The sequence below is a fragment of the Weizmannia sp. FSL W8-1119 genome (assembly GCF_038008605.1).
GTDB lineage: Bacteria > Bacillota > Bacilli > Bacillales > Bacillaceae_C > Weizmannia > Weizmannia coagulans.
On the sequence record NZ_JBBOZL010000001.1, the window covers coordinates 1972675 to 1986391 of the forward strand.

At 49.2% G+C, this 13717-nt stretch carries 11 protein-coding genes and 1 pseudogene; all 12 read right to left on the bottom strand.

Annotated elements, in window-relative coordinates:
* Positions 1 to 26: 26 nt before the first annotated feature.
* Positions 27 to 971 carry a primosomal protein DnaI gene (gene dnaI, locus NSQ19_RS09715; protein ID WP_340702779.1) on the bottom strand — a complete coding sequence of 315 codons (945 nt, stop codon included), beginning with the start codon at positions 969 to 971 and terminating at the stop codon, positions 27 to 29.
* On the bottom strand, positions 968 to 2365 hold the full coding sequence (locus NSQ19_RS09720) for a replication initiation and membrane attachment family protein (protein WP_017554726.1): 1398 nt from the start codon (positions 2363 to 2365) through the stop codon (positions 968 to 970). The genes dnaI and NSQ19_RS09720 overlap by 4 nt, the downstream gene beginning before the upstream one ends.
* Before the next feature lie 14 nt (positions 2366 to 2379).
* Positions 2380 to 2838 (bottom strand): transcriptional regulator NrdR, encoded by a 459-nt coding sequence (gene nrdR, locus NSQ19_RS09725; protein ID WP_013859905.1) that lies wholly within the window; start codon positions 2836 to 2838, stop codon positions 2380 to 2382.
* Between the two features lie 205 nt (positions 2839 to 3043).
* Positions 3044 to 3532, bottom strand: a pseudogene (locus NSQ19_RS09730) (benzoate transporter); the annotation flags it as partial.
* A 97-nt stretch (positions 3533 to 3629) separates the two neighbouring features.
* Positions 3630 to 4667, bottom strand: coding sequence for a glyceraldehyde-3-phosphate dehydrogenase (locus tag NSQ19_RS09735; protein WP_340702780.1), 1038 nt, complete (start codon positions 4665 to 4667; stop codon positions 3630 to 3632).
* A 132-nt stretch (positions 4668 to 4799) separates the two neighbouring features.
* On the bottom strand, positions 4800 to 5402 hold the full coding sequence (coaE, locus tag NSQ19_RS09740; protein ID WP_013859908.1) for a dephospho-CoA kinase: 603 nt from the start codon (positions 5400 to 5402) through the stop codon (positions 4800 to 4802).
* A 16-nt stretch (positions 5403 to 5418) separates the two neighbouring features.
* Complete coding sequence (gene ytaF / locus NSQ19_RS09745; RefSeq protein WP_017554730.1) at positions 5419 to 6060, bottom strand: sporulation membrane protein YtaF; 642 nt, start codon at positions 6058 to 6060, stop codon at positions 5419 to 5421.
* Positions 6061 to 6124: 64 nt separating this feature from the next.
* Positions 6125 to 6958, bottom strand: coding sequence for a DNA-formamidopyrimidine glycosylase (mutM, locus tag NSQ19_RS09750; RefSeq protein WP_013859910.1), 834 nt, complete (start codon positions 6956 to 6958; stop codon positions 6125 to 6127).
* 35 nt (positions 6959 to 6993) lie between these two features.
* On the bottom strand, positions 6994 to 9621 hold the full coding sequence (gene polA, locus NSQ19_RS09755; RefSeq protein ID WP_445798156.1) for a DNA polymerase I: 2628 nt from the start codon (positions 9619 to 9621) through the stop codon (positions 6994 to 6996).
* 232 nt (positions 9622 to 9853) lie between these two features.
* Positions 9854 to 10789: a malate dehydrogenase gene (gene mdh / locus NSQ19_RS09760; RefSeq protein ID WP_340702782.1), complete on the bottom strand. Its 936-nt coding sequence runs from the start codon at positions 10787 to 10789 to the stop codon at positions 9854 to 9856.
* 71 nt (positions 10790 to 10860) lie between these two features.
* Positions 10861 to 12135: an NADP-dependent isocitrate dehydrogenase gene (icd, locus tag NSQ19_RS09765; RefSeq protein WP_017554735.1), complete on the bottom strand. Its 1275-nt coding sequence runs from the start codon at positions 12133 to 12135 to the stop codon at positions 10861 to 10863.
* Between the two features lie 196 nt (positions 12136 to 12331).
* The gene (gene citZ / locus NSQ19_RS09770) at positions 12332 to 13447 is read right to left on the bottom strand and encodes a citrate synthase (protein ID WP_328014089.1); all 1116 of its coding nucleotides are present in this window, start codon (positions 13445 to 13447) and stop codon (positions 12332 to 12334) included.
* Between the last annotated feature and the right edge of the window lie 270 nt (positions 13448 to 13717).

The following is a 13717-nucleotide window of genomic DNA, read 5'->3' on the forward strand; positions in this document are numbered from 1 at the left end:
AAAGGCGGGCCCCCTTCATATAAGGGTCAGGCCCGCTGGTTCGGCCCCTCCATCCGGACAGGGACGCTTAAATATTTAATGCGCTCAAGGATGCGCGCGGCTTTCAATTCTTCCTTTTCCCCGCGCTGGGTATAAGTGAAATGGTATTCTAAATCCTCATAGCTGAAATTGGATGTAAAAAAAGTGGGAAGGTCTTCCTGCATCCTGTATTGGAGAATCGGGCCGAGCACTTCATCCCGCGTCCAGCTCGAGTTCGTTTCCGCGCCGATATCATCCAGCATCAATACGGGCACTTGTTTCACCATATCCAGCTTTTCCCCGGTGGAGTGGTCGCCGATGGAATCCTTCATTTCGCGGAAAAACTCGGGCACATACACAATTAAAGAAGAGACCTGTTTCCGGTCCGCCAGCTCGTTCGCAATCGCACCGAGCAAATACGATTTCCCGACGCCGAAATTGCCGAATAAATATAACCCCTTCATTTTTTTGCCCGGCTCGTATTCACGGACAAAGCGATGCGCAAAATCGTATGCATCCAGGCGCCCCGTTTGTTCAAGGAAAAAATCGCCAAAGGATGCCGCCAGTATTTTTTTCGGCATGTGCATGCTTTGGATCAGCCTGCGCGTTTTATTGCGCTCATCCTCCAATATTTTCTTCTGGCACCTTTTATAGTGGACCTCAATATTGCCCTGTTCAATAACAAGTTCCGGCACATACCCTTTCATCATATTCACGCATTCGCCAAGGCTTTTGCACCGGCTGCAATTTTTTTCCTGTGAAATGAATTCGTACAGTTTCATCCAGCTTTTTTCAATCATCGATCTTGTGACTTCGCCGCGGTGTGCATCCAAAAAAGCGCGGACTTCGGGATGCGTGATGATTTCCTGCTTCATTTCTTCATAACGCTTGCGGAAACCGGGATTGGATGAAAGCCTTTTGAGCGTCTCGTTTATGTTTTCCACCGCCTTCACCCTTTCTTGTATTGTTCACGTATTTTTTCAAGCCTTTTCCTTTTCTCTTCCAATGACTCCCCATCGGCTTGGACTGCGGCCGCAGCGGTTTTTTGGTCTTCTTTTTTAAACCAGTCCGGCAGCTTCTCAACACGGACCGGCTTTCTCCGTCCGGTGCCGTTTTTCTCTTTATTGTTCAGCCATTGTTTGTACTGGCGGTCTTCTTTTTTGGCAAACGCCATCGCTTCCTTAGCGGTTTTCAGTTTTTTGCGCGCCCAGTGGGAGGCCACTTTTTCCAAATAATTTTTCGACAGTTTCATATCGGTTTTAAATAAAACATATTGGATCAATACATTTACAACCCCGAGGGGAAGCTGCTGGGCAAACATGACTTCTTCAATGGCGGCAAGATCTGCTTTCGCCGGTTCGCTGCCGCCTGAAAAATCGATGAGCATTTGCCGTGGAGAGGTCGTTTCCAGGTAGCGGAGGAATTTCTCCTCATCGTTTTCCGGCTCTTTTTGTTCTTTCGCATCCGTTTCTGGCTGGAAACGGTCAACAAGGCGCGGCAGTTCATCATGATGCTCAATCTGGAACCAGCTGCGCGCGATTTTCCGCAAATCCTCCACCCGGATTTCCAAGTCCGCCGTCAATGCCTGGAGTAAAATTTTCTTCATGTCCAGTTCATTTAAACCGTATAAAAATGAAAGCTTGACAATCGCTTCCCTTACTTCCGGCGTGATGGCGCGCAGCGGAATCAGGTCGTCACGCAAGTTTGCATATAAAAGGTCAAAATTGAAATGGGTGTTTTCGATTTTAATGACCGGGGCGGCGTTTTTTTCGATATAGCGGCGGTTTTCCTCCAGCCGGCTGAGTTGCTGCGCTTCTGCGTCATTCAGCACTTCGGGGCCGATTTTTGCGGCATACACATCCTGGAATGAGCGGGTGATGTCCCGGTACTCGCCCGGTTCTACGGCACGGTCGGAAAAGAAGTTTTTCAACCGCAGGAAATGTGTCCTGCCGAGCTGCCGGTACAGGAAAACATTTAACAAACCGTCGTTAAAAAACTGTTCCGGGGACAGGGGCGGCTGCAGTTCGTATATAAACATGCGGATGTCGTCCGTTTGTTTCATATATGTTTTCAAAAGCCCGATGCCTTCAAGTTTCAGCCGGGCTTCGTAAATTTCGGACAGATTCATGGACAAAAAGCTCATCAGGTGGTAATGGTTCCAGTCTTCAGACCAGAGCCGGCCGACTTCCACTTCATTCCACAGTGTCATATACAGGCTGTAACATTGCGGCCCGATTAACGGCTGGTACAGGAGCGAAATGACCTTTTGATCATAATCCTGGAGCAGGCCGTTCGACGATGCGCGGTAACGGTCAGCCGGCTGTATTTCATTCCATATCTGTTTCATAAAAGGCACTCCGTTTAAGCATTCTTGTTGAGCAGTTCTTTCAGTTCATCGAGAAAAACATTCAAATCTTTAAACTGGCGGTAAACGGAAGCAAAGCGGACATAGGCCACTTCATCCACTTTTGACAGCCTGTCCATGACCATTTCCCCGATCAGGGTGGAACTGACTTCTGTATATCCTTGCCTGCGGATTTCTTTTTCGATCTCCATGGAGATTTTTTCAAGCTGGTCCAGCGACACAGGCCGTTTTTCACACGCTTTAATCAGCCCGCGCAAAATTTTCTCACGGTTAAATTCTTCGCGGTTGCCGTCCTTTTTCACGACAATGAGCGGGGTTTCTTCCACTTTTTCAAACGTGGTGAAGCGGTAAGAGCAGTCTTCGCATTCACGCCTTCTGCGGATGGAACGGCCTTCGTCGACCGGCCTTGAATCGATCACACGCGTATTGTTGCTATGGCAAGACGGACATTTCATATGAACCCCCCGTTCTGATACATTCTTATTACCATCATATATAAAAGAAGGCGAATAGACAACAGATTGCCATTAGAAAAACGGGATGAAAAATCACCCCGCACGTTTTTGGAAAGCTTCTGTACCTGTTGCGGCACCGAATGCCGGCCTCGGGCTTCCTTCCGCCGCCATAAAGGATCCCTGACGTTTTATGAACCGCCATTTTTTACTTCCGGCCGTAGTGGATCCACAGCCTGTTTTCCTTTTCTTCCATTTTAATTCCCCGAAAGCCGGCGGCAAGTTTTTCTTTTTGCGCGCTGAAGTCATTCATCGGGATCGGGGTGACTTCCCGGCAGGCAGGCGGAACCGGTTCGTACAGGTCTTTCACGAATACATAGCGCGTAAGGCCGCCGTATTTTTCGGTCAGGGCCGCAATTTGCATGCCCTGTGCAAATTTATCTTTCAAGCTGGGCATGTTAAAGGGCGCGACCGTACAGCAAATATAGCGGAAGGAATGGCCTTCCTTCCCGAGTTCTTCCATAATCACGCCGGCGAGTATTTTTTGCAGACGATTGCCGCGATACGCCGGTAGCACAACGGAAATTTCCTGATAGATGACTTTTGCCAGTTCACTGCCGGATAATCCGATATCAATCCCGAGGTGTTCTTCATCAACAGGCGGAACAAGCAGCGCCCGGAAAGCGATTAAATCATTCATCTATTGGCCAACAGCGTTTAGGCTCCCTGTTCCAGCCGTTTTCAACAATTACCCGATAAAGGAAACGGAGCAGGCTGGTTCTGCTCCGTTCGTGTCAGGCAATATTGATTTTTCCGGTCTCTTCCATTTTTTCTGCGACGAGCTGCGCCAGTTGTACGACACGGCAAGAATAGCCCCATTCATTATCGTACCAGGCCAATACCTTGACTTTGCGCCCTTCCATGACCATCGTGGACAAGCCGTCGACAATGGCCGAATACGGATTTGTCGTATAATCGGAAGAAACGAGCGGCACTTCTGTATAGTCCAAAATGCCTTTCAGCGAACCTTTCGCCGCCGCCTTAAATGCATCGTTCACTTCGTCTGCCGTCACTTCTTTTTTCAAATCGACGACAAGGTCCACCAGTGATACATCCGGGGTCGGAACGCGCAGCGCCATGCCGTGCAGTTTCCCTTTCAGCTGCGGGAGGACAAGGCCTAACGCTTTTGCCGCCCCGGTTGTCGTCGGAATGATCGATTCGGCACAGGCCCGGGCACGCCTTAAATCTTTATGCGGATTGTCGGTATTGTTCTGGTCATTCGTATAAGAATGGACCGTTGTCATCAGGCCGTTTACAATCCCGAATTGTTCATCAAGCACTTTCGCGACCGGCGCCAGGCAGTTTGTGGTGCAGGAAGCGTTCGAGATAATATGATGCCGTTCGATATCTAAAACGTTTTCATTTACCCCTAAAACAATGGTGGCATCCTCATTCTTTCCGGGTGCTGTCAGCAGCACTTTTTTCGCGCCTGCCTGGAGATGGAGCGCGGCTTTTTCCCTCGCATTAAATTTTCCCGTTGCTTCAATCACCACATCGATATCCATTTTCCCCCATGGCAGCCGGGCCGGATCACGCTCCGCCAAAAGCCGGATGCGTTTGCCGTTTACAATGAGTGCTTCCTCTCCCTCTTCCGCTTCCACTTCCCCCGAAAATACGCCGTGGATGGTGTCATATTTAATCAAATGTGCCAGTGTTTCCGCCGGATAGCAGGCATTCACCGCCACAATATTTAAAGTGTCATCCATCATGGCTTTTCTGAAAACCATCCTGCCGATGCGGCCGAGGCCATTAATCGCAATTTTTGTTTCCACAGTGCAGACAACTCCTTCGAATAATAAATGACATACTTTTAATCCATTATTCATCAATTAGTATATCATATTTTAAAAGTTATGTAGCGTTATTTCCCTATTTTTGTATAAAAAAAACCATGATGTACCCCATCATGGAACGAGCTGCCAATCTGACACGATTTTTTCAAGCTGCTGCTTTGTTTCCTCCGGGCTGCCATTGTTGTCGATCACCGCATCCGCCAATGCCTTTTTTTCGCTCAGCGGCATCTGCGCCCGGATCCGCATCTGCGCTTCTTTTTCTGAAAGGCCGTTGCGGGCCATTAATCTCTTTAATTGCGTTTCTTCATCCACGTAAACGAGGATGGTGCGTTCAACCATATAGGTGAGCCGGCTTTCAAACAGGAGCGGGATATCCAGAAAGACGGTTTTTTCCCCATTTTCAATTGCCCGGTCCTTTTCCCGCGTCATCCAGGCGCGGACTGCAGGGTGGACAATACTGTTCAGTTTCATCCGGAGTGCTTCATCCGCAAAAATGAGTGCCCCGAGTTTTTTACGGTCAATCGTGAGATCTTCCAGCAAAATCCCTTCGCCGAACGCTTCAATGATTTGTTCATATGCCGGTTCGCCGGGTTCGACAACTTTTCTTGCGGCAATATCCGCATCGACAATCGTAAACCCTTTTGCTTTCAGCATCTTGGACACCGTGCTTTTGCCGCTTGCAATCCCGCCTGTTAAGCCGATAATCTTTGCCATATTCCCACCTGCCTTGTTAAAACTTGCATATACCGATCAAAATGAGGAGAACACCTGGTATAAAGGAAATTTTCCGGATCCATTGCAGCCGGGAAAACAGCATGCCGAGCCGGATGCCGGAAGAGACAAGCAAAAAGCTCATGCCGGCAACAAGGAAACTGAGCAGAAACGGGGAATAGCCCATGATGCCCGCACCGATCCCGGCGCCAAATGCATCGAGCGAGAGCGCAATCCCGAGCATGACCGCTTCGATTCCGGTAATGGCCCCGGAACGGTCAAAATCCGCGCTCGTCGGTTTTTTCAAAATATGGATGACGACGCCCAAAAAGCGGATTTCAAAGTTGAGCACGACTTTTTCCCCGGGTTCTTCTTCTTTTTCGTCGTTTGACCGGAAAAACTGGATCATCACCCATCCCCCGATCAAAATTAAAATCACGCCGCCAATCCGGTTTGCCGTTTCCGGGCGAATCCAGTGGAGCAGGCTCTTCCCGAACAGCACGGAAAGAAATAAAGAGGCCCCCGAACAAACGGCGATGATGAGAAGGGACTTAAGCGGAATCTTCATCTTCCGCAGCCCGTATGTAAAACCGGTGCTGAAATTATCCATGCTGACCGCCAATGCCAATAGCAAAATCGAAAGCCGGAAACCCACGGCCATCGCCCCTTCCGTTTTGCATCGCTGCTATCAGTGTATGGAGGGGGCCTGACCAATGTTCATCCCGTTATCTGCGTTTCTTTTGGCAGTTCGGGCAGTAATGGGTGCCGCGGCCTGCTGTAACCATCTTTTCAATCGGGGTGCCGCATTTCCGGCACGGCTCCCCTTTCCGGCCGTAAACATACAGTTCGAGCTGGAACATGCCCATCTGCCCTTGTGAATTTACATAGGAACGGACCGTGCTGCCGCCTTTTTCAACGGCTTCCTGCAGCGTTTGGATGATCTCGCTGTGTAAAAGATGCACGTCTTTTTTTGTCAGAGACTTTGCTTTCCGCTCCGGAAAGATGCGGGCGCGGAACAAGGCTTCGTCCACATAAATATTCCCGAGCCCGGAAATGACCGTCTGATCGAGCAAACAGGATTTGACATTGCGTTCCGTTTTCTTTAATTTGCCGTATAAATATTTTTCCGTAAACGCATCGGATAACGGCTCAGGGCCGAGTTTCGAAAGCGGGAGCGAGGACAGTTCCTCCCCCTTTAAAAACAGATGCATCGTCCCGAATTTGCGGACATCTTTGTACCTTAGTTCCTTCCCGGATTGAAAATGAAAAATCATATGCGTATGCTTTTCAACCGGCTCATTTTGGCCATAAACCCGGTACCGCCCTTCCATGCGCAAATGGGAGACAAGCGCATAATGGTCCGTGTAAAAAATGAGAAATTTGCCGCGCCGCCCGAGCGAACGGATCGTTTCACCGGCCAGGGCATCGGCAAACGCCTCTGTGTTAAGCGGCTTTTTGACCATTTTCGGCAAAAGCACCGTTACGCTTTCAATCGTTTCGCCGGCAACGAGCTGTGCCAGCGTTCTTCGTATCGTTTCCACTTCCGGTAATTCCGGCATTGCTTTTTCCTCTTTTCTTTCTTTGTTGCCTGCAGCTATTTTGCATCAAACCAGGTCGGCCCGTATGCAGAATCCACTTTCAGGGGAGCAGCGAGATCTACGGCATGCTCCATCACTTCCGGCACAATTTCTTTCAGCACTTCAATTTCTTCTTCCGGCGCTTCGAAAATCAGCTCATCATGGACCTGCAGCAGCAGCCGCGCCCGCAGCTTTTCTTTTTTCAGCCTTTTTGCCATATCGATCATCGCTTTTTTAATAATATCAGCTGCGCTTCCCTGGATCGGGGTATTCATGGCCGTCCTTTCAGCAAAACTGCGCAAGTTGAAATTCCGGCTTGTAATTTCCGGCAAGTAACGCCGCCGCTTTAAAAGGGTGGAGACATAGCCTTTTTGCTTGGCTTCCCTGACAGTTTCATCCATATATTCCTTGACGCGCGGGTAGGATGCAAAATACCGTTTGATAAATTCGCCGGCTTCCTTGCGGGTAATGCCGAGATTTTGCGAAAGCCCGTAGTCGCTGATGCCGTATACGATCCCGAAGTTGACCGCTTTTGCCTGGCGCCGCATCTCAGGCGTTACTTCTTCCGCTTTTACATGAAAAACTTCCATCGCCGTTTTTGTGTGGATATCCATGCCTTCGCGGAACGCTTCAATCAGCTTTTCATCGCCGGAAATATGGGCGAGCACCCGCAACTCTACCTGCGAGTAATCCGACGAAAAAATGAGCCAGCCTTCTTCCGACGGGACAAACGCCTGGCGGATTTTCCGGCCTTCTTCCATTCGGATCGGGATATTTTGCAAATTCGGATCCGTCGAGCTGAGGCGGCCGGTTTGCGTCAAAGCCTGGTTAAAACGCGTATGGACTTTGCCATCCCGGTGGACCACTTTTAAAAGCCCCTCAATATAGGTGGACTGCAATTTCCCAAGCTGCCGGTAATGAAGGATTTCCCTGACGATTTCGTGGGCAGGTTCCAATTTTTCCAGCACATCGGCAGACGTGGAGTATCCCGTTTTTGTTTTTTTAATGACCGGCAGCCCCATTTTTTCAAAAAGAATGGCGCCAAGCTGCTTCGGCGAATTAATATTGAATTCAGTGCCGGCCATACTGTAAATCCGCTGCTCAATCTCATGGAGCCGGAGTTTAAATTCTTCACCCATTTCTTTTAAACGGTCCGTATCGACTTTCACGCCGATGTATTCCATATCCGCCAGAATAAGGGACAGCGGGAGCTCGAGTTGTTCAAACAGTTCAAGCTGGCCGTTGTCTTTGAGCGCTTTTGTGCAAGGTTCGCAAAGGGCATCAATCGCTTCCGCTTTCCGGGAAATATGCTCGGCATACCGTTTTTCCCCGGGCAGCTTCCGTTTCGCGCCTTTTCCGTAGACGGCCTCATCGGTTTCCACATTCCCATAATCATGCGTTTTTGCCACCGAAGCAAAATCTTCGACCGTATCGGAAGGATTCAAAAGATAAGAAACGAGCAGCAGGTCAAATCTGGTCCCGCGCAGTTCCATGCCGTACCGCCTCAAAGCGACAATCGAACGTTTTGCATCATAGACGTGCTTGATTTTGCTTTCATCTTCCACCCATCTTTTGAACGCTTCGGAAGCAAGTGCTTCTTCCGCCCGGAGGAAAAAGAGCCCTTTTTCGTTTTTTAAACCGAACCCGATGATCTCGCCCGTATGGTAATTTTCATCGAGGATCTCCACATAAAAAGAAGAGACATCCGCAAACAAGTTGTCCGTAATGTCTTCGGCGATTGAAAAAGAAATAGCTTCCAGTGCCGGTTTTTCTTCCGTCCGGGCGCCCCCGCCCATTTTTTCAAGCATCGATTTAAAGCCCAATTCCTGGTACAAATGCCGCAATTTTTCCGGGTCGGCGTGCTTGTATGCCGTCTGTTCAATGGAAATCGAAAGCGGAATGTCGCGGTGGATGGTGGCGAGTTCTTTGCTCATCAGCGCCTGTTCTTTGTGCGCCTCCAATTTTTCCTGCAGTTTTTTTCCAGATACTTCCCCGATATGGCTAAGCAGCTCTTCCACCGTCGGGAACTGTTTTAACAGCTTAATGGCTGTTTTTTCCCCGATCCCCGGCACGCCGGGAATGTTATCGGATGAATCACCCATCAGCCCTTTCATGTCGATGATCTGGTGCGGCTTTAACCCGTATTTTTCCTCGACATGCGCCGGCGTGTAGGCTTCCATATCGGTGATCCCTTTACGTGTAATCATGACCGTTGTTTTCGGCGAGACTAGTTGCGTCATATCTTTGTCGCCGGAAATGACTTTAACAGTAAACCCTTCTTCTTCCGCTTTTTTCGACAGGGTGCCGATAATGTCATCCGCTTCGTAATTTTCTAGTTCATACCGTTCAATCCCGTGGGCATCGAGCAGTTCCCGGATCAGCGGGAACTGCTCGGACAGTTCCGGCGGGGTTTTTTGGCGCGTTCCTTTGTATTCGCTGTATGTTTCGTGGCGGAAGGTCGTTTTGCCGGCATCAAACGCCACCAAAATATGCGTCGGCTTTTCTTCTTCCAATATTTTGGTAAGCATCATCGTAAAGCCGTACACCGCATTTGTATGTATGCCTTTGTCATTGTTTAAAAGCGGCAAAGCAAAAAACGCTCTGTAGGCAATGCTGTTTCCATCAATTAAAATCAATTTTTTCAAAACCAAAACCTCCCGGAAAAATGGAGAATATCCGTTCATATTCCTTTCCCCATTTTACCATGATTCGGCGCAAAGGAAAAATCGCGGCGCTTTTAAAAAAAGAAACGAAATATTGCCGCTCTGTTGCCGCCGGGAAAGGCGCGATCATCGCTTTTTCCGGCAGGTTTTAAAGGAGCAGGCACGAAAAAAAGCCCCAAACCCTTCGTGCGGATTTGGAGCAGAATTTTTCTGTTTATACGAGTGCATCCATGACTTTCCGGACGGAAGCGGCGGATTTGTCAAGCGCTGCTTTTTCTTCCGGTGTCAAATCGAGTTCGATGATTTTTTCAAGACCGTTGCCGCCCAAAATGACCGGAATGCCGAGATAAATGCCGTTATAGCCGTATTCGCCTTCGAGATAAGCAACGGCGGGCAGGATGCGGCGCTGGTCTTTGGCAATGGCTTCTACCATTTCCGTTAATGCTGCTGCGGGCGCATAATAAGCACTGCCGTTACCAAGCAGGTTCACGATTTCCCCGCCGCCTTTTCTTGTCCGTTCCACAATTTGATCAAGGCGCTCTTTTGGAATCAATGTTTCAAGCGGAATGCCGCCTGCGTAAGCGTAACGAACGAGCGGCACCATTTCATCGCCATGGCCGCCGAGCACAAAACCGGTAACGTCTTTGACGGAGACGTCCAGTTCCTCTGCGACGAAAGCGCGGAATCTCGCCGTGTCGAGCACACCCGACTGGCCGATTACGCGGTTTTTCGGAAAACCGGATGTTTGAAAAACGGTGTAAGTCATCGCATCAACCGGGTTCGTCAGTACAATCAGCACGGCGTTTGGCGAGTATTTCACAATTTCCTTTGTCACGTTTTCCATGATCTTTTGGTTTGTCTGCACGAGGTCGTCCCGGCTCATCCCCGGTTTGCGCGCAACGCCCGCCGTGATGACGACAACATCGGAATCCTTTGTGTCTGCATAATCGGACGTGCCGGTGATCTTTGCATCAAACCCCTGTACCGGGGATGCTTCAAACATGTCCAAGGCTTTCCCTTTTACCGGGTTTTCCATTTGCGGGATGTCAACGAGCACCACATCCCCCAGTTCTTTTTGGGCAATCAGAAACGCCGTTGTCGCCCCTGTAAAACCGCCGCCAATGACCGATATTTTTTTCCTTTTCAGCATGACGAGCCCCCTTTGTTTAAATGTCAGCCGGCTGTAAAAAGGCAGCCGGCTTGCCGTAAATCATTTGTCCGTTATTCCGCCATGTTTTTGATCAGTTCATCGCCGAATTCAGAGCATTTGACTTCCCTCGCGCCATCCATCAGGCGGGCAAAGTCGTATGTGACAACTTTGGATGCGATCGTTTTTTCCATCGAACCGATAATCAATTTTGCCGCTTCATTCCAGCCCAAATGTTCGAGCATCAAAACACCCGACAAAATAACGGATGAAGGGTTCACTTTATCCAAGCCGGCATATTTCGGTGCCGTTCCGTGCGTTGCTTCGAAAATGGCATGGCCGGTTTCGTAGTTGATGTTCGCGCCAGGGGCAATCCCGATGCCGCCGACTTGTGCAGCGAGTGCATCCGAAATATAGTCGCCGTTTAAGTTCATCGTTGCGACGACGTCAAATTCGCGCGGACGGGTTAAAATTTGTTGCAGGAAGATATCGGCAATCGCATCTTTGATGATGATCTTGCCGTTTGCTTCTGCTTCTTTCTGCGCCTGGTTGGCAGCATCCGCGCCTTTTTCTTCTTTAATGCGGTCGTATTCGGACCAGGTGAAGACTTTATCGCCGAATTCCCTTTCCGCCAGTTCGTAACCCCAGTTTTTAAACGCGCCTTCCGTAAATTTCATGATATTGCCTTTATGTACGAGCGTAACGGATTTGCGTCCTTCTTTGATCGCATAGTTAATTGCGGCGCGCACCAGCCGTTCCGTGCCTTCCTTCGATACCGGTTTGATGCCGATGCCGGAAGTTTCCGGGAAGCGGATCTTTTTTACGCCCATTTCATTTTGCAAAAACGAAATGACTTTTTTCACTTCCGGCGAACCTTCTTTATATTCAATGCCGGCATAAATGTCTTCCGTGTTTTCGCGGAAAATGACCATATCGGTATCCTGCGGGCGTTTGACCGGGGAAGGGACGCCATCAAAATAACGGACAGGGCGCAGGCAGACGAATAAGTCGAGTTCCTGGCGCAGCGCAACATTCAGCGAACGGATCCCGCCGCCGACCGGAGTGGTTAATGGTCCTTTAATGGCAATGAAATATTCGCGGATCGTGTCAAGCGTTTCCTGCGGCAGCCATTCCCCTGTTTTATTGAATGCTTTTTCCCCTGCATAGACTTCTTTCCAGACAATTTTCTTTTCGCCTTTATAGGCCTTTTCAACAGCCGCATCCAATACGCGCTGTGCAGCCGCCCAAATATCAGGGCCTGTGCCGTCCCCTTCGATAAATGGAATAATCGGGTGATTCGGTGTGTTTAATACGCCGTTTTCTACGGTGATCTTTTCTCCTTGTGCCATTTCAAAATCTCCTCCAGTCCCAATATCAGTTTATACTTGTGGTGTACACGGAATGAACCGGCCCCGTAAAATGGCCACAGGCCGGTCCTTCTCCAAAAAGCGCACGCTTGCCCGTCCCCGAAAGATTGAAAGGCACGGGCGGGCGTTTTAAAAAATCGCGAAAAATTTCAGCCGGGATTCCCCGCCTAGGTTTGCGTTACCGGTCTTCGAGCGGAACGTACTGGCGCATGCCTGGGCCGATATATTCCGCGCGCGGGCGGATAATCCGGTTGTTGGCGTATTGTTCCAGAATATGGGCAATCCATCCGGAAATGCGGCTGACGGCAAAAATCGGCGTGAACAGGTCATGGTCGATGCCAAGGCAATGGTAGACAGATGCGGAATAAAAGTCCACATTGGCAGGAATGCCTTTTTCGCTCGTGACAATTTGCTCAATTTTTACCGACATATCATAATATTTACGCTGTCCGGTCAGCTCTGTCAATTTTTCCGACATTTTTTTCAGGTGTTTTGCGCGCGGATCGCCTTTTCTGTAAACGCGGTGGCCAAAACCCATGATTTTTTCTTTTTTCATGAATTTTTCATGCAGGTAATCTTCCACTTTATCGACCGAACCGATTTCCGTGAGCATTTTCATGACCTGCTCATTTGCGCCCCCGTGGAGCGGGCCTTTCAATGCGCCGATTGCAGCGGTAACGCCGGAATAGATGTCGGAAAGCGTCGCAACACAAACGCGTGCAGTAAAAGTGGATGCGTTCAGTTCATGGTCCGCATGCAGCACAAGCGCTTTATTAAAGGCCTCCACTTCAATCGGTTCCGGTTCCTTTCCTTTTAACATGTACAGGAAGTTTGCGGCAAAACCGAGATCTCTGCGCGGCGCGACAGGTTCCAGGCCTTTCCTGACTCTTGCGAAAGCGGCAACAATTGCCGGTATTTTTGCCTGCAGCCGGATGGCTTTGCGCAAGTTTGCTTCCCGGTCCATTGCATCTGCTTCATCATCGTACAGCGCAAGTGCGGAAACAGCGGTGCGGAGCGCGGCCATCGGGTGCGCTTTCCCGATCGGGTAGGTTTTAAAGCTATCCAAAATTTCATTCGGCAAATCCATATGATCCGCCAGTTCCTGCTTAAATGTTTCCAGTTCGGATTTTGTCGGCAGTTTTAAATGCCACAACAGGTAGATGACTTCTTCAAAACTGGCTTTTTCCGCTAAATCATCAATGCCGTAGCCGACATATGTAAGCGTGTCATCGATGATTGAGCTGATTGAAGTTTCACTTGCAACGACCCCTTCCAGACCTCTTGTTGCTGTCATGCTTATCTCTCCTTCTCCTTAAGGTTGTTTCCCCCATCTCAAACGTAAATAAGTTGATTTCGGGGCATATATTCTTCTGCGGAATAAATAACGGTTGCCGGCCGGCAATATGCAAGCGATCACATACTCTATTATAATATAATAATTATATTTGTCTATTTTTTGACGTACATGTGCCCGCTTACATAAATCATTATAAACAATTTTCAAACACATTGGTACAGAAAAAAGCCAAATTTCTTCTTTCAGTATAGCGCTTTCGCAGCCGTG

Excerpts from the sequence above, each read along its gene's own strand:
- ytaF (WP_017554730.1), bottom strand. The coding sequence starts at position 6,060 with ATGGCCGTGGGTTTCCGGCTTTCGATTTTGCTATTGGCATTGGCGGTC.
- NSQ19_RS09720 (WP_017554726.1), bottom strand. The coding sequence starts at position 2,365 with ATGAAACAGATATGGAATGAAATACAGCCGGCTGACCGTTACCGCGCA.
- icd (WP_017554735.1), bottom strand. The coding sequence starts at position 12,135 with ATGGCACAAGGAGAAAAGATCACCGTAGAAAACGGCGTATTAAACACA.
- coaE (WP_013859908.1), bottom strand. The coding sequence starts at position 5,402 with ATGGCAAAGATTATCGGCTTAACAGGCGGGATTGCAAGCGGCAAAAGC.
- citZ (WP_328014089.1), bottom strand. The coding sequence starts at position 13,447 with ATGACAGCAACAAGAGGTCTGGAAGGGGTCGTTGCAAGTGAAACTTCA.
- mutM (WP_013859910.1), bottom strand. The coding sequence starts at position 6,958 with ATGCCGGAATTACCGGAAGTGGAAACGATACGAAGAACGCTGGCACAG.
- mdh (WP_340702782.1), bottom strand. The coding sequence starts at position 10,789 with ATGCTGAAAAGGAAAAAAATATCGGTCATTGGCGGCGGTTTTACAGGG.
- nrdR (WP_013859905.1), bottom strand. The coding sequence starts at position 2,838 with ATGAAATGTCCGTCTTGCCATAGCAACAATACGCGTGTGATCGATTCA.